Source organism: Pseudomonas sp. HLMP (assembly GCF_046365545.1).
Classification (GTDB): domain Bacteria; phylum Pseudomonadota; class Gammaproteobacteria; order Pseudomonadales; family Pseudomonadaceae; genus Aquipseudomonas; species Aquipseudomonas guariconensis_B.
Genome location: NZ_JBDLLR010000001.1, coordinates 1,874,494 through 1,893,054, shown reverse-complemented (window position 1 = coordinate 1,893,054; position 18,561 = coordinate 1,874,494). Strand labels below are relative to the sequence as shown.

18 protein-coding genes are annotated in these 18,561 nt (G+C 63.4%); 14 read left to right on the top strand and 4 right to left on the bottom strand.

Annotated features, from left to right (window positions below; all coding sequences use genetic code 11):
• The first annotated feature begins 34 nt into the window (after positions 1-34).
• Together pyrC and rnt are read left to right on the top strand one after the other, a co-directional pair.
• Complete coding sequence (gene pyrC, locus ABFA30_RS08890) at positions 35-1,081, top strand: dihydroorotase (RefSeq protein WP_225788129.1); 1,047 nt, start codon at positions 35-37, stop codon at positions 1,079-1,081.
• Entirely contained in the window at positions 1,078-1,749 is a 672-nt protein-coding gene (gene rnt, locus ABFA30_RS08885; RefSeq protein WP_225788128.1) for a ribonuclease T, read from the top strand. Before pyrC ends, rnt begins: the two co-directional genes overlap by 4 nt.
• A gap of 298 nt (positions 1,750-2,047) precedes the next feature.
• Here the strand turns inward: rnt and ABFA30_RS08880 are convergent, their stop codons facing one another.
• Positions 2,048-2,650 (bottom strand): peroxiredoxin, encoded by a 603-nt coding sequence (locus tag ABFA30_RS08880; RefSeq protein ID WP_225788127.1) that lies wholly within the window; start codon positions 2,648-2,650, stop codon positions 2,048-2,050.
• Positions 2,651-2,865: 215 nt separating this feature from the next.
• Between ABFA30_RS08880 and ABFA30_RS08875 the strand changes: the two genes are divergently transcribed.
• The gene (locus tag ABFA30_RS08875) at positions 2,866-3,087 is read left to right on the top strand and encodes a bacterioferritin-associated ferredoxin (protein ID WP_225788126.1); all 222 of its coding nucleotides are present in this window, start codon (positions 2,866-2,868) and stop codon (positions 3,085-3,087) included.
• Between the two features lie 199 nt (positions 3,088-3,286).
• Positions 3,287-3,760 (top strand): bacterioferritin, encoded by a 474-nt coding sequence (bfr, locus tag ABFA30_RS08870; RefSeq protein ID WP_225788125.1) that lies wholly within the window; start codon positions 3,287-3,289, stop codon positions 3,758-3,760.
• 250 nt (positions 3,761-4,010) lie between these two features.
• Here the strand turns inward: bfr and grxD are convergent, their stop codons facing one another.
• Positions 4,011-4,346 carry a Grx4 family monothiol glutaredoxin gene (gene grxD / locus ABFA30_RS08865; RefSeq protein ID WP_043206518.1) on the bottom strand — a complete coding sequence of 112 codons (336 nt, stop codon included), beginning with the start codon at positions 4,344-4,346 and terminating at the stop codon, positions 4,011-4,013.
• Positions 4,347-4,437: 91 nt separating this feature from the next.
• Positions 4,438-6,546, bottom strand: coding sequence for a molybdopterin oxidoreductase family protein (locus ABFA30_RS08860; RefSeq protein ID WP_225788124.1), 2,109 nt, complete (start codon positions 6,544-6,546; stop codon positions 4,438-4,440).
• Positions 6,547-6,911: 365 nt separating this feature from the next.
• Between ABFA30_RS08860 and argF the strand changes: the two genes are divergently transcribed.
• Both argF and ABFA30_RS08850 read left to right on the top strand, forming a co-directional pair.
• Positions 6,912-7,832, top strand: a complete 921-nt coding sequence (gene argF, locus ABFA30_RS08855) for an ornithine carbamoyltransferase (protein WP_225788123.1) — start codon at positions 6,912-6,914, stop codon at positions 7,830-7,832.
• Entirely contained in the window at positions 7,829-8,938 is a 1,110-nt protein-coding gene (locus ABFA30_RS08850; protein WP_225788122.1) for an ABC transporter ATP-binding protein, read from the top strand. Before argF ends, ABFA30_RS08850 begins: the two co-directional genes overlap by 4 nt.
• A gap of 62 nt (positions 8,939-9,000) precedes the next feature.
• Here ABFA30_RS08850 and ybaK read toward each other — a convergent pair whose 3' ends face one another.
• Complete coding sequence (gene ybaK, locus ABFA30_RS08845; RefSeq protein WP_225788121.1) at positions 9,001-9,471, bottom strand: Cys-tRNA(Pro) deacylase; 471 nt, start codon at positions 9,469-9,471, stop codon at positions 9,001-9,003.
• A gap of 303 nt (positions 9,472-9,774) precedes the next feature.
• On the opposite strand from ybaK, the gene ABFA30_RS08840 reads away from it, so the two are divergent.
• The 8 genes from ABFA30_RS08840 (at position 9,775) to ABFA30_RS08805 (ending at position 18,525) form a co-directional block, all read left to right on the top strand.
• On the top strand, positions 9,775-10,626 hold the full coding sequence (locus ABFA30_RS08840) for an MIP/aquaporin family protein (protein WP_225788120.1): 852 nt from the start codon (positions 9,775-9,777) through the stop codon (positions 10,624-10,626).
• 62 nt (positions 10,627-10,688) lie between these two features.
• The gene (glpK, locus tag ABFA30_RS08835; RefSeq protein ID WP_225788119.1) at positions 10,689-12,179 is read left to right on the top strand and encodes a glycerol kinase GlpK; all 1,491 of its coding nucleotides are present in this window, start codon (positions 10,689-10,691) and stop codon (positions 12,177-12,179) included.
• Between the two features lie 174 nt (positions 12,180-12,353).
• Positions 12,354-13,109, top strand: coding sequence for a DNA-binding transcriptional repressor GlpR (glpR, locus tag ABFA30_RS08830; RefSeq protein ID WP_410045350.1), 756 nt, complete (start codon positions 12,354-12,356; stop codon positions 13,107-13,109).
• A 251-nt stretch (positions 13,110-13,360) separates the two neighbouring features.
• A complete protein-coding gene (glpD, locus tag ABFA30_RS08825) occupies positions 13,361-14,899 on the top strand; it encodes a glycerol-3-phosphate dehydrogenase (protein WP_253091429.1) in 1,539 nt (512 codons plus the stop codon).
• Between the two features lie 415 nt (positions 14,900-15,314).
• Positions 15,315-16,232, top strand: coding sequence for a glutamate/aspartate ABC transporter substrate-binding protein (locus ABFA30_RS08820; protein ID WP_225788116.1), 918 nt, complete (start codon positions 15,315-15,317; stop codon positions 16,230-16,232).
• Between the two features lie 144 nt (positions 16,233-16,376).
• A complete protein-coding gene (locus ABFA30_RS08815; RefSeq protein ID WP_225788115.1) occupies positions 16,377-17,123 on the top strand; it encodes an amino acid ABC transporter permease in 747 nt (248 codons plus the stop codon).
• Complete coding sequence (locus ABFA30_RS08810; RefSeq protein ID WP_225788114.1) at positions 17,123-17,794, top strand: amino acid ABC transporter permease; 672 nt, start codon at positions 17,123-17,125, stop codon at positions 17,792-17,794. Before ABFA30_RS08815 ends, ABFA30_RS08810 begins: the two co-directional genes overlap by 1 nt.
• Positions 17,791-18,525, top strand: coding sequence for an amino acid ABC transporter ATP-binding protein (locus tag ABFA30_RS08805; protein ID WP_225788113.1), 735 nt, complete (start codon positions 17,791-17,793; stop codon positions 18,523-18,525). Before ABFA30_RS08810 ends, ABFA30_RS08805 begins: the two co-directional genes overlap by 4 nt.
• Positions 18,526-18,561: the final 36 nt, after the last annotated feature.

Here is an 18,561-nt window from a genome sequence, read left to right as displayed (position 1 = left end):
TTCGTCCTTGAGTTCGAACCGCCTGGAATCCCCAATGTCCGATCGCCTGACCCTCCTGCGCCCCGACGACTGGCACATCCATCTGCGCGATGGTGCCGTCCTCCCCCATACCGTCGGCGATGTGGCGCGCACCTTCGCCCGCGCCATCGTCATGCCCAATCTCGTTCCGCCGGTGCGCGATGCCGCCGAAGCCGGTGCCTACCGTGAGCGTATCCTCGCCGCGCGGCCTGCCGGCAGCCGCTTCGAGCCGCTGATGGTGCTGTACCTCACCGACCGCACCAGCCCCGAGGATATCCGCGCGGCCAAGGCCAGCGGTTTCGTGTACGCCGCCAAGCTGTACCCGGCCGGCGCCACGACCAACTCCGATTCGGGCGTGACCAGCATCGACAATATCTTCCCAGCCCTCGAGGCCCTGGCCGAGGCCGGTATGCCGCTGCTGGTGCACGGTGAGGTGACGCGCGCGGAAATCGACGTGTTCGATCGCGAGAAGCGCTTCATCGACGAGCATATGCGGCGTGTGGTCGAGCGCTTCCCCACGCTGAAGGTGGTGTTCGAGCACATCACCACTGCCGATGCCGCGCAATTCGTCACCGAGGCGCCCGCCAACGTCGGCGCGACCATCACCCCCCAGCACCTGCTGTACAACCGTAACCACATGCTGGTGGGCGGTATCCGCCCGCACTTCTATTGCCTGCCGATCCTCAAGCGCAACACCCACCAGGTGGCGCTGCTGGACGCGGCCACCAGCGGCAACCCCAAGTTCTTCCTCGGCACCGACTCGGCGCCGCATGCCCGCCATGCCAAGGAAGCCGCCTGTGGCTGCGCCGGCTGCTACACCGCCTATGCGGCCATCGAGCTGTATGCCGAGGCATTCGAGCAACGCAACGCACTGGACAAGCTGGAAGGCTTCGCCAGCCTGCACGGCCCGGCCTTCTATGGCCTGCCGGCCAACACCGACACCATTACCCTGGTCCGCGAAGAGTGGGCCGCCCCGGACAGCCTGCCGTTCGGCGACAACACCGTGGTCCCGCTGCGCGCCGGTGAAAAACTGCGCTGGCGCCTGCTGGAGGGCAAGGCGTGAGCGAAGTTCTCTTTGATGATGACCAGGAAGGTCAAGGCGGTGGTTCGCGCCATCCGATGGCCGAGCGTTTTCGCGGCTACCTGCCGGTGGTGGTCGACGTCGAGACCGGTGGCTTCAACTGCGCCACCGATGCGTTGCTGGAGATCGCCGCGGTCACCATCGGCATGGACGAGAAGGGTTTCCTGTTCCCGGAGCACACCTACTTCTACCGCGTCGAGCCGTTCGAAGGCGCCAACATCGAGCCGGCGGCCCTGGAGTTCACCGGTATCAAGCTGGATCACCCGCTGCGCATGGCGGTGAGCGAGGAAACCGCGCTCACCGACATCTTCCGCGGGGTGCGCAAGGCATTGAAGGCCAATGGCTGCAAGCGGGCGATCCTGGTCGGCCACAACAGCAGCTTCGACCTGGGCTTCCTCAATGCCGCGGTGACGCGCAACGACCTCAAGCGCAACCCGTTCCACCCCTTCTCGAGCTTCGACACCGCCACCCTGGCGGGCCTTGCCTACGGCCAGACCGTCCTGGCGCGAGCCTGCCAGAGCGCCGACATCGACTTCGACGGCCGCGAGGCCCACTCGGCACGCTACGACACGGAGAAGACTGCCGAGCTGTTCTGCGGCATCGTCAATCGCTGGAAGGAAATGGGCGGCTGGCGGGACTTCAACGACTGAGCGGCAAGCGAGAGTCGGGCACGAACAGCTTTTTCTCGAAACCCCAAGCGAAAAAAAACCGGCCACGAAGGCCAATGCCAGTCAGTTAAGACTTTCAGTTGTCATTTGGGGCCGCTTCGCGCCCCATCGCCGGCAAGCCGGCTCCCACACTGTCCGTGCAAACCGCATCATGTGTGGTCGCCGCGGTCCCTGTGGGAGCCGGCTTGCCGGCGATGGGCTGCAAGGTAGCCCCAAAAATGACAAAGCGCCGCTTAACTGACTGACATTGGCCACGAAGGCCGGTTTTTTTCGCGGGCGATTACAGCTTGCCGGCGTTCTCGCTCAGGTAGGCAGCGACGCCTTCCGGCGAAGCGGTCATGCCCTTGTCGCCTTTCTTCCAGTTGGCCGGGCAGACTTCGCCGTGCTCTTCGTGGAATTGCAGGGCGTCGACCAGGCGCAGCAGTTCGTCCATGTTACGGCCCAGCGGCAGGTCGTTGATGATCTGCGAGCGAACGACACCGTTCTTGTCGATCAGGAAGGCGCCACGGAAGGCAACGCCGCCCTCGGACTCGACGTCATAGGCCTTGCAGATCTCATGAGAGATATCGGCCGCCAGGGTGTACTTGACCTGGCCGATACCGCCCTTGTCGACCGGGGTGTTACGCCAGGCGTTGTGAGTGAAGTGCGAGTCGATCGACACGCCGATCACTTCCACACCGCGCGCCTGGAAGTCAGGAATGCGGTTGTCCAGGGCGATCAGCTCGGACGGGCAGACGAAGGTGAAGTCCAGCGGGTAGAAGAACACCAGGCCGTACTTGCCCTTGATGGCCGAAGCCAGGTTGAAGCTGTCGACGATCTCGCCGTTGCCCAGCACGGCTGGAACGGTGAAATCCGGGGCTTGTTTACCAACGAGCACGCTCATTCGTTATCTCCTGATGATGGTGAAAAACCGTGGCCCGGACGGGTAGACCCGCCCGGCATCCGACAAAGGCCGCCCATCATACACGGCTTCGCGTGACAGGCCGAATGCCAACCGCCGGTCGCGCGAATGCGCACCGGGCGAGAATGCGCTTTGACAAGCATTCTCATTACCATTAATCTCCAAGCCATCAAATCAACCAGCTATGGTCTGACCTTATGTATGTGTGTCTTTGTGTCGGCGTCACCGACGGACAGATCCGCGATGCGATCTATGAAGGATGCTGCAGCTACAAGGAAGTCCGAGCCGCCACCAATGTCGGCAGCCAATGCGGCAAATGCGCCTGCCTGGCCAAGCAGGTGGTCCGCGAAACCCTGACCGACCTGCAGGTCAGCCAGCAAGCCGCCCTGCCCTACCCCGTTGAATTCAACGTGGCCTAGACAACGAATTCGAAGAACCGGACCTTGTGTCCGGTTTTTTTATGTCTGAAATTCAATAAGTTAGCACCATAACGCGGTTCACAAACATTCTTATTCCTATTAAATTTCACTTATTATTCAATAACTTAGGTTTGACAGAAGAAGTTATCGGGCTCAAACTTCCTTGTATTGGCACACTTCTACAGGGCAGGAACCCGACATGAAAGGCGACGTAAGCGTCATCCAGCATCTCAACAAGATCCTCGGAAACGAGCTGGTCGCGATCAACCAGTACTTCCTGCACGCGCGCATGTACGAAGATTGGGGCCTGAACAAGCTCGGCAAGCACGAGTACAAGGAATCCATCGACGAGATGAAGCACGCTGACAAACTGATCAAGCGTATCCTCTTCCTCGAAGGCATCCCCAACGTGCAGGACTTGGGCAAGCTGCTGATCGGCGAGCACACCAAGGAAATGCTCGAATGCGACCTGAAGATCGAGCAGAAAGGCCTGGTCGACCTCAAGGCCGCCATCGCCCACTGCGAGACTGCCGGCGACTTCGGTTCGCGCGAGCTGCTGGAAGACATCCTCGAATCCGAGGAAGAACATATCGACTGGCTGGAAACCCAGCTGGGCCTGATCGACAAGATCGGTATCGAGAACTACCTGCAGTCGCAGATGGGCGAAGAATAAGGCAAGCAATGGTCAGGGCTGCCTCGCAGTCCTTTCACGACACAAGGCCGCTTCCACACGCACAGCGCTTATGAAGAATAGCGCCATGCCTGTGGAGCGGCCTTGATTCATATTGCCAGCCAGTCAAGCGGCATTGAGGCTGCTTGCAGCCTATCGCCGGCAAACCGGCGATGGGCCGCGAAGCGGCCCCAGAATGGCGGCTGAAAGACCGGCCGTGAATACGTCAGCGGCCTCCCAGACGATGGCCGATTCAGGCCTCGGAAGCCTTGGCCTTGGCGGCAGCTTCCTTGATCAGGGTCTGCAGCTCACCCTTCTCGAACATCTCGAGCATGATGTCGCTGCCGCCGACCAGCTCACCGCCGACCCACAGTTGCGGGAAGGTCGGCCAGTTGGCGTACTTGGGCAGGTTGGCGCGGATTTCCGGGTTCTGCAGGATGTCGACGTAGGCGAACTTCTCGCCACAACCCATCACGGCCTGCGCGGCACGCGCCGAGAAGCCACACTGTGGGGCATTCGGCGAGCCTTTCATGTAAAGCAGAATGGTGTTGTTGGCAATCTGCTCTTTGATTGTTTCGATGATATCCATGGAGCACCTCGGCTGAACTTTCCGACGCGGTCGTCGGCACGGTGACGCATTGTAACGGAAAGCCGAGCAGCATGCTCGGCCCTGCCGGCCTTCAGGCGGCCTCCACATGCACAGGGACGCCATTGAGCACGGCATTGCCCGATACAGCATCGAGCAGGTGCTCGTCGGTGAGGTCATTGGCGCTGACCCCGGGCTGGCTGCTGGCGATGCGCAATTGCGCGCCCTGGCGCCCGTGCCCGTAGCCATGAGGCAGGCTGACCACGCCCGGCATCATCTCCTCGCTGGCCTGGACCTGCACTTCCAGCTCACCTGTACGCGAGCGGATCCGCACCCATTGGCCATCCGCCAGCCCGCGCGCCTGCAGGTCCTGCGGATGCATCAGCAACTGATGGCGTGGCTTGCCTTTCACCAGCCGATGGAAATTATGCATCCAGGAATTGTTGCTGCGCACATGCCGGCGACCGATCAGCAGCAGTTGATCCGGTGCAGGCGGCCTCTGCCGAGCCAGGCGTTGCAGGTCGTCCAGCAAGGCCGCAGGCGCCGCCTCGATGGCCTGGCTGGCGGTGCGCAGGCGCCCGGCCAGGTTCGGCCGCAACGGCCCCAGGTCCAGGCCGTGGGGATGGCGATCCAGGGTCTGCAGCGACAACCGCCAGGGTGAATCGTCGCCATGGCGGCCCTGGCGCAGGGCCAGGTCGATCATCTGCGCCGGTGCCAGGGTCGGCTTGAGTGCCAGCCCGGCACGCTCGGCGTAGGCCCTGGCCAGGCCGACGAAGATCTCCCAGTCGTGCAACGCGCCCTCCGGCCTGGGCAGGATCGCCCGGTTGAAGCGCGTGACATTGCGCACCGCCAGCAGGTTGAAGGTGGTGTCGTAGTGGTCGTTTTCCAGCGCCGAGGTAGAAGGCAGGATCAGGTCGGCGTGACGGGTCGTCTCGTTGATGTACAGGTCGATGCTGAGCATGAAGTCGAGCCCCGCCAAGGCCTCGTCCAACTGCCGGCCATTGGGCGTGGATAACACCGGATTGCCGGCCACGGTCACCAGCGCCCGCACCTGCCCCTCGCCGGGCGCCAGGATTTCCTCGGCCAAGGCAGCCACCGGCAGCTCGCCACCATATTCCGGCAGGCCCGAGACCCGGCTCTGCCACTGGTTGAAATGCCCGCCCGAGGTACTGCCCACCAGGTCGACCGCAGGCTCGGTGCACAGCGCCCCACCCTCGCGGTCGAGATTGCCGCTGACCAGGTTGATCAATTGCACCAGCCACTGGCAGAGGGTCCCGAAGGCCTGGGTGGAAACGCCCATGCGCCCATAGCACACCGCCCGCTCGGCCGCCGCGAAATCCTCTGCCAGTTGGCGGATATCGGCCGCCGCGATACCGCACAGCCCGCTCATCGCCTCGGCGCTGAACGGCATAATCGCCTCGCGTACCTGCTCGAGCCCGTTCACTGGCAGGTGCGAGCCCTGGGCCAGGCCCTCGGCGAACAGGGTGTTGAGCATCGCCGCCAGCAGCGCAGCGTCGCCACCGGGGCGAATGAACAGGTGACGGTCGGCCATCGCCGCTGTCTCGCTGCGCCGAGGATCCACCACCACCAGCCGACCACCCCGCGCACGCAGGGCCTTCAGGCGCTTCTCCACATCCGGCACGGTCATGATGCTGCCATTGGAAGCCAGCGGGTTGCCGCCGAGGATCAGCATGAAATCGGTGTGGTCGATATCCGGCACCGGCAACAGCAGGCCATGGCCGTACATCAGGTAGCTGGCCAGATGGTGGGGCAATTGGTCCACCGAGGTGGCGGAAAAACGGTTGCGGGTCTTGAGTAGGCCGAGAAAGTAGTTGCTGTGGGTCATCAGCCCGTAGTTGTGCACGCTGGGATTGCCCTGGTACACCGCAACGGCATTGCGCCCATGGGCCTGCTGGATACTCCACAGCCTGTCGGCGGCCAGGGCGAAGGCCTCGTCCCAGGCGATCGGCTGCCAGCCCCCGCCGACCCGCCGGTGGGGTTGGCGCAAGCGGTCGGGGTCGTCCTGGATGTCCTGCAGGGCCACGGCCTTGGGGCAGATATGGCCACGGCTGAACGGGTCGTGCGGGTCGCCCTTGATCGAGGCGATGCGTACCCGCCCATCGGCTTCGTGGGCCAGTTCGATGTTCAGGCCACAAATGGCCTCGCACAGGTGACAGGCTCGGTGATGCAAGGTCGTGCTCATGGCCGCCTCCGCCGTGACGTTGTGGAACTGCGACTATGCGCTCGCCCCGCAGCGCCGACCAGCGAGGTTCGCCGCATGAATCCCGCGACATCAGGCGGCACGATTGGCGACGCAAGGTTTGCCAAGCGGCCTGCAAGCCGTGTACAAAACCTGTAGAAAATAAAAAACAGTCGCTGCACAACGGGTTACGACATCCTTTGCAACAGAGCGACCGTTCCCCCCCTTGGTTTGAGGCGACATTTAATTATAGTATTGCGCCTTTCCCTATTCCGTCCGCCCCGTGCGGCTTACGCCGCAGGTCACTCCCGTTGTCAAGAAAACCCATACGGTCGACCTGCAAACCGTTGCAGATAAGGTAGTCAATCATGAGCGCTAGGCACTTTCTCTCCCTGATGGATTTCACTGCTGACGAATTGCTCGGCGTGATCCGTCGAGGCATCGAGCTGAAGGACCTGCGTAACCGCGGCGTGTTGTTCGAGCCGCTGAAGAACCGCGTGCTGGGGATGATCTTCGAGAAGTCCTCCACGCGCACCCGCCTGTCGTTCGAAGCCGGCATGATCCAGCTCGGCGGCCAGGCCATCTTCCTGTCGCCCCGCGACACCCAGCTGGGCCGCGGCGAGCCGATCGGCGACAGCGCCATCGTCATGTCGCGCATGCTCGATGCGGTGATGATCCGTACCTTCGCCCACGGTACCCTGACCGAGTTCGCCGCTCACTCGCGCGTCCCGGTGATCAATGGCCTGTCCGACGACCTGCACCCTTGCCAGCTGCTGGCCGACATGCAGACCTTCCTCGAACACCGTGGCTCGATCCAGGGCAAGACCGTGGCCTGGATCGGCGATGGCAACAACATGTGCAACACCTATGTCGAAGCGGCGATCCAGTTCGACTTCCAACTGCGCGTGGCCTGCCCGGAGGGCTATGAGCCCGATCCGCGCTTCCTCGCCCAGGCCGGCGATCGCGTGCAAGTCATGCGCGACCCGAAGGAAGCGGTGCGCGGCGCTCACCTGGTGAGCACGGATGTCTGGACTTCCATGGGCCAGGAGGAGGAAACTGCACGGCGCCTGGCGCATTTCGCGCCTTACCAGGTCAACCGCGAACTGCTCGACCTGGCGGCACCCGACGCCCTGTTCATGCACTGCCTGCCCGCCCACCGTGGCGAGGAAATCAGCCTGGACCTGCTCGACGACCCACGCTCGGTCGCCTGGGACCAGGCCGAGAACCGCCTGCATGCGCAGAAGGCCCTTCTGGAATTCCTTGTAGAACCGGCTTACCACCACGCATGAGTCAACCCCTATTGCTCAACCTGCGCAACCTCGCCTGCGGCTACGGCGACCAGCGCATCGTCCAGAACCTCAACCTGCACCTGAACGCAGGCGACATCGGTTGCCTGCTGGGCTCCTCGGGCTGCGGCAAGACCACCACCCTGCGCGCCATCGCCGGCTTCGAGCCGGTGCACGAAGGCGAGATCCAGCTGGCCGGCGAGGTCATTTCCCGCGCCGGCTTCACCCTCGCGCCGGAAAAACGCCGGATCGGCATGGTATTCCAGGACTACGCCCTGTTCCCGCACCTGACCGTGGCGCAGAACATCGCCTTCGGGTTGGGCAAGCATCCACGCCAGGGCGAGGTGGTCGAGGAGATGCTCGAGCTGGTCAAGCTCGGCAAGCTGGGGGGACGCTATCCTCATGAGTTGTCCGGCGGCCAGCAACAGCGCGTGGCCCTGGCCCGGGCCCTGGCTCCGGAACCACAACTGCTGCTGCTCGACGAACCCTTCTCCAACCTCGACGTGGAACTGCGCCGGCGCCTGAGCCATGAGGTCCGCGACATTCTCAAGAGCCGCGGGACCAGTGCCATCCTGGTGACCCATGACCAGGAAGAAGCCTTCGCCGTCAGCGACCATGTGGGCGTCTTCAGGGAAGGACGCCTGGAGCAGTGGGACACGCCCTACAACCTCTACCACGAACCGCAGACGCCCTTCGTGGCCAGCTTCATCGGCCAGGGCTATTTCATCCGCGGGCAGATGAGCAGCCACGAGGCGGTCAATACCGAGCTGGGCGAGCTGCGCGGCAACCGTGCCTACATCATGGCGCCAGGCAGTTCGGTGGATGTGCTGTTGCGCCCGGACGACATCGTCTACGCACCGGACAGCGACCTGCGGGCGAACATCATCGGCAAGAGCTTCCTCGGCGCCTCTACCCTGTATCGCCTGCTGTTGCCCACCGGCAGCCAGCTGGAGGCGATCTTCCCGAGCCATGTCGATCATCAGGTCGGCGAGGATGTCGGCATTGCCGTGTCTGCCGACCACCTGGTGCTGTTCCCGGCACCAGGCAGCGTCGCGGCGCAGTTGCCACGCCCGGAGAACGGGGTACGACGCTACAGTTCGGCGACCTGAGTTTCAGCGGAGCTTGGGCTTGCTCGCGAAAGGGCCAGCTCAAGCTTCGCAACGGCAAAAACTCAGCCCCGCCCAATCCCGGCGAACGTCGCCTGGGTATGCGTAGCCAGCACCGCCGCCGCCAGCTCCACCTCCAACCCGCGTCGTCCAGCGCTCACATGGATGGTTTCGAACTGTTGCGCCGATTCGTCGATGAAGGTGCGCAAGCGCTTCTTCTGCCCCAGCGGGCTGATCCCGCCCACCAGGTACCCCGTGGCGCGCTGCGCTGCAGCTGGATCGGCCATCTCGCATTTCTTCACGCCCGCCGCCTGGGCCAGCGCCTTCAGGTCGAGGGTGCCGCCCACCGGCACCACCGCCACCAGCAACTCGCCCTTCTCGCTGCAGGCCAGCAGCGTCTTGAACACCCTCTGGGGATCGAGCCCGAGCTTTTCCGCCGCCTCCAGGCCATAGGACGCAGACTTGGGATCATGTTCGTAGCTGTGCACACGGTGTTCGGCACGTGCCTTCTTCAGCAGGTCGAGGGCGGGGGTCATGTACGGCTCCAGTCGATGACAGGTCGGCGGCTACTTTAGGGCAAATCCTACAGGCCAGCCAGCACATGGCTGACATGCCTCACGACCTCCGAGTTCGCAGTGAATGCAACCAGTCAGATTGTGGCCGACCGTTCACTTTCGACCTTTGACATCAGCGTTTCTTGTCTATATTTTTTCGTTTGCGAATATTCGATGCACTTTTAAGGTGCATTTTCTTACGTCCGCCCGGGGTCAATGGGGATAGACACCGGGCTTTGCTGTCGAGCGCCCAGCGCCTCACAACAACAAGAACCGAGGTCATACATGACGACTGCTGCAAGACAACCGACGCTTTCCGGCCAGTGCACGGCCGAGTTCCTCGGCACCGCTCTGCTCATCTTCTTCGGCACAGGCTGCGTCGCCGCGCTCAAGGTCGCCGGCGCCAGCTTCGGCCTGTGGGAAATCAGCATCATCTGGGGGATCGGCGTGAGCATGGCGATCTACCTCACCGCCGGCGTGTCCGGCGCGCACCTGAACCCGGCCGTGAGCATCGCCCTGTGCCTGTTCGCCGGCTTCGACAAGCGCAAGCTGCCGTTCTATGTCCTCGCCCAGGTCTGCGGTGCCTTCTGCGCCGCCGCGCTGGTCTACACCCTGTACAGCAACCTGTTCTTCGATTTCGAACAAGCCCACGCCATGGCCCGTGGCAGCCAGGCCAGCCTGGAGCTCGCCTCGGTGTTCTCCACCTACCCGCATCCGGCGCTGTCCATCGCCCAGGCCTTCCTGGTCGAATTGGTCATCACCGCTATCCTCATGGCGGTGATCATGGCCCTGACCGACGACGACAACGGCCTGCCCCGCGGCGCCATGGCGCCCTTGCTCATCGGCCTGCTGATCGCCGTGATCGGCAGTGCCATGGGCCCGCTCACCGGCTTTGCGATGAACCCGGCGCGGGATTTCGGGCCCAAGCTGATGACCTTCCTGGCCGGCTGGGGCGAGATCGCCTTCACCGGCGGACGCGACGTGCCCTACTTCCTGGTGCCGCTGTTCGCTCCGATCCTCGGCGCCTGCCTGGGCGCCGCCTTGTATCGCGGCCTGATCGCCCGCCACCTGCCGATGGCACAAGCCGCGAACCGGCAAACAGACGATAATCCTCAGGGCGACACCCAGGTTTCCTGACGCCGCCGGGCCCCGGGCCCGGCCTGCCCTGACCTACTCCTATTTTGTGCAAGGCCACCGACATGACAGATACCCAGGACAAGAACTACATCATCGCCCTGGACCAGGGCACCACCAGTTCGCGGGCCATCATCTTCGACCGTGACGCCAACGTGGTCGGTACCTCCCAGCGCGAGTTCGTGCAGCATTATCCGCAGGCCGGCTGGGTCGAGCACGACCCGATGGAAATCTTCGCCACGCAGAGCGCGACCATGGTCGAAGCCCTGGCCCAGGCCGGCATCAGCCATGCCCAGGTGGCCGCGCTGGGCATCACCAACCAGCGCGAGACCACCGTGGTCTGGGACAAGGAAACCGGCCGCCCGGTGTACAACGCCATCGTCTGGCAATGCCGGCGCAGCACCGAGATCTGCGAGCAGCTCAAGCGCGACGGCCATGAGGCGTACATCCGCGAAACCACGGGCCTGGTCACCGACCCGTATTTCTCCGGCACCAAGCTCAAGTGGATCCTCGACAACGTCGACGGCGCCAGGGCCCGCGCCGAACGGGGCGAGCTGCTGTTCGGCACCGTCGACAGCTGGCTGATCTGGAAATTCTCCGGCGGCAAGGTGCATGTCACCGACTACACCAATGCCTCGCGCACCCTGATGTTCAACATCCACACCCTGCAGTGGGACGAGAAGCTCCTCGAGATCCTTGGCATTCCACGGCAGATGCTGCCAGAGGTACGTCCGTCTTCGCAGGTGTACGGCCATACCAAGAGCGGCATCGCCATCGCCGGCATCGCTGGCGACCAGCAATCGGCACTGTTCGGCCAGATGTGCGTGGAGCCCGGCCAGGCCAAGAACACCTATGGCACCGGCTGTTTCCTGCTGATGAACACCGGCGACAAAGCGGTGAAATCTTCCCATGGCCTGCTCACCACCATCGCCTGCGGCCCTCGCGGCGAGGTGGCCTATGCCCTGGAAGGCGCGGTATTCAACGGCGGCTCCACCGTGCAATGGCTGCGCGACGAACTGAAGATCGTCAACGATGCCTTCGACACCGAATATTTCGCCAGCAAGGTCAAGGACAGCAACGGCGTCTACCTGGTGCCGGCCTTCACCGGCCTTGGCGCACCGTACTGGGACCCCTACGCCCGTGGCGCACTGTTCGGCCTGACCCGTGGGGTGAAGGTCGATCACATCATCCGTGCGGCCCTGGAGTCGATCGCCTACCAGACCCGTGACGTGCTCGACGCCATGCAGCAGGACTGCGGCCAGCGCCTGAGCGAACTGCGCGTGGACGGCGGCGCGGTGGCCAACAACTTCCTCATGCAGTTCCAGGCCGACATCCTCGGCACCTGCGTCGAACGGCCAAGGATGCGCGAGACCACGGCGCTCGGCGCCGCCTACCTGGCCGGCCTGGCCTGCGGCTTCTGGAGCGGCCTGGACGAGTTGCGCGACAAGGCGATCATTGAGCGCGAGTTCAGCCCGCAGCTGGACGAGGCGCAGAAGGAGAAGCTCTACGCCGGCTGGAAGAAAGCGGTGGATCGTACCCGCGATTGGGAGGCGTAGGCTGCAAGCTGCAAGCTGCAAGCTGCAAGCTGCAAGCTGCAAGCTGCAAGCTGCAAGCCAAGCATAGGGACACCGGCTGGCGTGTTCGGCTTTTCTTGTCGCTTGTAGCTTGCCGCTTGCCGCTGCCTTTTGGTTTCATTGCAGAATTTGTCCGGCAGCCCAAAAGGACCGCCCATGAATCTGCCTCCCCGCCAACAACAAATCCTCGAACTGGTGCGCGAGCGCGGTTACGTCAGTATCGAAGAAATGGCCCAGCTGTTCGTCGTCACCCCGCAAACCATCCGCCGCGACATCAACCAGCTCGCCGAAGGCAACCTGCTACGCCGCTACCATGGCGGCGCAGCCTACGATTCGAGCATCGAGAACACCGCCTACGCCATGCGCGCCGACCAGATGCGCGACGAGAAACAGCGCATCGCCGAAACCGTGGCCCGGCAGATTCCCGACCATGCCTCCTTGTTCATCAACATTGGCACCACCACCGAATCCATCGCCCGTGCCCTGCTCAACCACAACCACTTGAAGGTCATCACCAACAACTTGCACGTGGCCGCGATCCTCGGCGCCAAGGATGATTTCGAGGTGCTGGTGGCCGGCGGCACCGTACGCCGCGACGGCGGTGTGGTCGGCCAGGCCAGCGTCGACTTCATCAATCAGTTCAAGGTCGACTTCGCCCTGGTCGGCATCAGCGGCATCGACGAGGATGGCAGCCTGCTGGACTTCGACTACCAGGAAGTCCGGGTATCCCAGGCGATCATCGCCAATGCCCGCCAGGTGATCCTCGCCGCCGACTCCAGCAAGTTCGGCCGCAACGCCATGGTACGCCTCGGCTCGATCAGGCTGGTCGACTGCCTGGTGACCGACCAGGCGCCCTCTCCCGCCCTGACCCAGCTACTCAACCAGCACAAGATCCGCCTGGAAGTGGTCTGAGCAGCCCAGGGCTGCTGTCCAGACCACTCGCGCTCCTTCTCAAGGGCGCTGGGGCTGCCTTGCAGCCCCCAAACGGCAACTGCCTCACCGCAAAGCGCCAACCTTATGTTCGATAATGTTCATTTTCTTGTCATCTGATCAGCTTTTCCTATAAGGACTAACTGGCGACAGGCGTTTCATTGCGCTAGTATTTTCGAAAACGAACATAAATGTTCACATTCGATATGAACAGCACTCCCGGAGGCCTTGCCGTGTCACAGCCCGCTTCGTCCTTGCTCCCCCTCGCCGATTGCTACGACCTCGCCGTGATCGGCGGCGGTATCAATGGCGTGGGCATCGCCGCCGACGCGGCCGGGCGCGGCCTGAAGGTATTGCTCTGCGAAAAGGACGACCTCGCCAGTCACACCTCGTCGGCCAGCAGCAAGCTGATCCACGGCGGCCTGCGTTACCTGGAGCACTACGAGTTCCGCCTGGTCCGCGAGGCGCTGGCCGAGCGCGAGGTGCTGCTCGCCAAGGCGCCGCACATCGTCAAGCCGATGCGCTTCGTGTTGCCCCACCGCCCGCACCTGCGGCCGGCCTGGATGATCCGCGCCGGCCTGTTCCTCTACGACCACCTGGGCAAGCGCAAGCGCCTGGGCGCCTCGCGCAGCTTGCGCTTCGGCCCGGGCAACCCGCTCAAGCCCGCCATCACCCGCGGTTTCGAATACGCCGATTGCGCCGTCGACGACGCCCGCCTGGTGGTGCTCAATGCCATGGCCGCCCGCGAGAAAGGCGCACACATCCGCACTCGCACCCGTTGCCTGGGCGCCGAGCGGGTCGATGGCCTGTGGCAGGTAGAGCTGTCGCTCGCCGATGGCAGCCGGCAGACCATCCGTGCCCGTGCCCTGGTCAACGCCGCCGGCCCCTGGGTCGCCAGCTTCATCAAGGACGACCTGGGGCTCGACGCGCCCTACGGCATCCGTCTGATCCAGGGCAGCCACCTGATCGTGCCGCGCCTGTACGAGGGCGAGCATGCCTATATCCTGCAGAACGAAGACCAGCGCATCGTCTTCGCCATCCCCTACCTGGAGCGCTTCACCCTGATCGGCACCACCGACCGCGAATACAGCGGCGATCCGGCCGAGGTGGCGATCACCGAGGCGGAGACCGACTACCTGCTGAAGGTGGTCAACGAGCACTTCAACCACCAGCTCGGGCGGGCCGACATCCTGCACACCTATTCCGGGGTACGGCCGCTGTGCAACGACGAATCGGACAACCCCTCGGCGGTCACCCGCGACTATACCCTGGCGTTGTCCAGCGCCGAGGGCCAGGCGCCGCTGCTGTCGGTGTTCGGCGGCAAGCTGACCACCTACCGCAAGCTGGCCGAGTCGGCCATGGCGGAACTACGGCCGTTCTTCACCCACATGCGCGACAGCTGGACCGCCAGCGCGCCCTTGCCCGGCGGCGAGCGCATGACCACCGTCCAGGCCCTGGTCGACGGCCTGCTGGCCCGCTGCAGCTGGTTGCCGGAGGATATTGCCAGGCGCTGGGTGCAAACCTACGGCAGCCGAGCCTGGCGCCTGCTCGAAGGCGTGCAGGGTCCGGAGGACCTCGGTCAGGCCATCGGCGGCGGCCTGTTCAGCCGTGAGGTGGATTACCTGTGCAGCGAGGAATGGGCGATCAGCGCCGACGATATCCTCTGGCGCCGTACCAAGCTGGGTCTGTTCACCAGCCAGGCCGAGCAGCAGGGGCTGCGCGAGTACCTGCAGCGTGCCGAGTCGAACCGTGCGCGCGTGCGTGCGGCCTGAGCCTGGCCTGGACCTGCTTCTGCCAATAGAGCTGCTTTGCAGCCCATCACCGGCAAACCGACTCCACACAGGGTGGTCGCGCCGTTCTTGAGATCGGTGCCGAACCTGGGAGCCGGCTTGCCGGCGATGGAGCGTGAAGCGGCCCCGAATGGCAGGCCTGCACACAACCGCCAACCCGTTCGGATTCCCGAACGGCTCACACCCATCCATTCGGAAATCCGTACACAAACATTCCCTGGAAAACCGTCAGAAAAGATTAATCCCCAGTATTTACGCGGCGTTATGATCAGTATCAGGGCTTGGCATGAGTCATGCTCTACACTTGGTAGCCGAATGCACACCGCTTCATGCTGTATTCGTTGAACGAAGAGTCCGCCAACGGCTCCATAAAAAAAACAACGTCGAGGAAAATTTGATGCGCATCGTTCGTCATCTGTTGGGCGCCGCCATCGCGGCCGCGGTCATCGCTTCGCCAGTCATGGCCGAGGAACTGACCGGCACCCTGAAGAAGATCAAGGACTCGGGGACCATCACCCTGGGGCACCGCGACTCCTCCATTCCGTTTTCCTACCTGGCCGGCAAGCCACAACCCGTGGGCTACTCCCACGACATCCAGCTGGCCGTCGTCGAGCACCTGAAAAAGCAACTGGGCACCGACATCAAGGTCCGCTACAACCTGGTCACCTCCCAGACCCGCATCCCGCTGGTGCAGAACGGCACCGTCGACCTGGAATGCGGCTCCACCACCAACAACGTCGAACGCCAGCAGCAGGTCGGCTTCTCCGTGGGCATCTTCGAAGTCGGTACCCGCCTGCTGACCAAGGTCAAGGACGGCCAGCCGGCCTACAAGGACTTCCCGGACCTGGCCGGCAAGAACGTGGTGACCACCGCCGGCACCACCTCCGAGCGCATCCTCAAGGCGATGAACGCCGACAAGCAGATGAAGATGAACGTGATCTCCGCCAAGGACCACGGCGAAGCCTTCAACATGCTCGAAAGCGGCCGCGCCGTGGCCTTCATGATGGACGATGCCCTGCTCGCCGGCGAAATGGCCAAGGCACGCAAGCCTGCCGACTGGGTCATCACCGGTACCCCGCAGTCCTACGAGATCTACGGCTGCATGGTGCGCAAAGGTGACGAGGCGTTCAAGAAAGCGGTCGACGAGGCGATCGTGGAGTACTACAAGTCGGGCGAGATCAACAAGACCTACGAGAAGTGGTTCCAGCAACCGATCCCGCCAAAAGGCCTGAACCTGAACTTCCCGATGAGCGAAGAGCTGAAGAAGCTGATCGCCGAGCCGACCGACAAGGCAGCGGACGAAAAGCAGTCCTGACCCCTGAACGTGGCCCGTGGCTCACCTCGAGCGCGAATTAACCCGACGGGCCACTCGTTAGTGTCTAACCTTTCATCCGAGGGCGCATACCGCCCTCGGATGTTCGAAGGTGCCCGTGAAACAACCGTCTGAGGGGAAATCCCGATGAATTACAACTGGGACTGGGGCGTGTTCTTCAAGTCCACCGGCGTGGGCAGCGAAACCTACCTGGACTGGTACCTCACCGGCCTGGGATGGACCATCGCCATCGCCGTCTCCGCCTGGATCATCGCACTGCTGCTGGGCTCCATACTCGGCGTCATGCGCACCGTGCCGAACCGCCTGGTGGCCGGCATCGCCACCGCCTACGTGGAGCTGTTCCGCAACGTGCCGCTGCTGGTGCAGCTGTTCATCTGGTACTTCCTGGTACCGGACCTGCTGCCCGAAGGCCTGCAGGAATGGTTCAAGCAGGACCTCAACCCGACCACCTCGGCGCTGATCAGCGTGGTCATCTGCCTGGGCCTGTTCACCGCCGCGCGGGTCTGCGAACAGGTGCGTACCGGCATCCAGGCCCTGCCGCGCGGCCAGGAAGCGGCCGCCCGTGCGATGGGCTTCAGCATGCCGCAGATCTACACCAACGTCCTGTTGCCGCAGGCGTACCGGATCATCATTCCGCCGCTCACCTCGGAGTTCCTGAACGTGTTCAAGAACTCTTCCGTGGCCTCGTTGATCGGCCTCATGGAGCTGCTGGCCCAGACCAAGCAGACCGCCGAGTTCTCCGCCAACCTGTTCGAGGCGTTCACCCTGGCCACCCTGATCTACTTCACCTTGAACATGGGCCTGATGCTGCTCATGCGCATGGTCGAGAAGAAAGTCTCGGTACCTGGCCTGATTTCCGTGGGAGGTAAGTAATGGACATGGATTTCACCGAGATCGTCCCGGCCCTGCCTGCGCTCTGGGAAGGCATGCTGATGACCCTCAGGCTGATGGTCATGGGCGTGATCGGCGGCATCGTGCTGGGGACCATCCTGGCCTTGATGCGCCTGTCGTCGAGCAAGCTGCTGTCGAACATCGCCGGCGCCTACGTCAACTACTTCCGCTCCATCCCGCTGCTGCTGGTGATCACCTGGTTCTACCTGGCCGTGCCATTCGTGCTGCGCTGGATCACCGGCGAGGACACCCCGGTCGGTGCCTTCACCTCCTGCGTGGTGGCGTTCATGATGTTCGAGGCCGCCTACTTCTGCGAAATCGTGCGGGCTGGCGTGCAATCGATCTCCAAGGGCCAGATGGGCGCCGCCCAGGCCCTGGGCATGACCTATGGCCAGACCATGCGCCTGATCATCCTGCCCCAGGCCTTCCGCAAGATGACCCCGCTGCTGCTGCAGCAGAGCATCATCCTGTTCCAGGACACCTCGCTGGTCTACACCGTGGGCCTGGTGGACTTCCTCAATTCGGCACGCTCCAACGGCGACATCATCGGGCGCTCCCATGAGTTCCTGATCTTCGCCGGTGTCGTCTACTTCCTCATCAGCTTCACCGCTTCGTGGCTGGTCAAGCGCCTGCAAAAAAGGATCGCCGTATGATTTCCATCAAGAACGTCAACAAGTGGTACGGAGACTTCCAGGTGCTGACCGACTGCAACACCGAAGTCAAGAAAGGCGAGGTGGTGGTGGTCTGCGGCCCGTCCGGCTCGGGCAAGTCCACCTTGATCAAGTGCGTCAATGCCCTCGAGCCGTTCCAGAAGGGCGACATCGTGGTCGACGGCACCTCGATCGCCGACCCCAAGACCAACCTGCCCAAGCTGCGCTCGCGGGTCGGCATGGTGTTCCAGCACTTCGAGCTGTTCCCGCACCTGACCATCACCGAGAACCTGACCATCGCCCAACGCAAGGTGCTCGGCCGCAGCGAAGCGGAGGCCACCAAGAAAGGCCTGGCCCTGCTCGAGCGGGTCGGCCTGAGCAGCCAGGCCAAGAAGCACCCTGGCCAGCTTTCGGGGGGTCAGCAGCAACGCGTGGCGATCGCCCGCGCCCTGTCGATGGACCCGATCGTCATGCTGTTCGACGAACCGACCTCGGCACTGGACCCGGAAATGGTCAGCGAAGTCCTGGATGTGATGGTCGAACTGGCCCATGAAGGCATGACCATGATGTGCGTGACCCACGAGATGGGCTTTGCCCGCAAGGTCGCCAACCGGGTCATCTTCATGGACAAGGGCAACATCATCGAAGACTGCACCAAGGAAGAGTTCTTCGGCGACCAGGCCGCCCGCGACCAGCGTACCCAGCACTTCCTCAGCAAGATCCTGCAGCACTGAGCAGGCCCCACGCCGCTGCCCGGCCCCGCCGGGCAG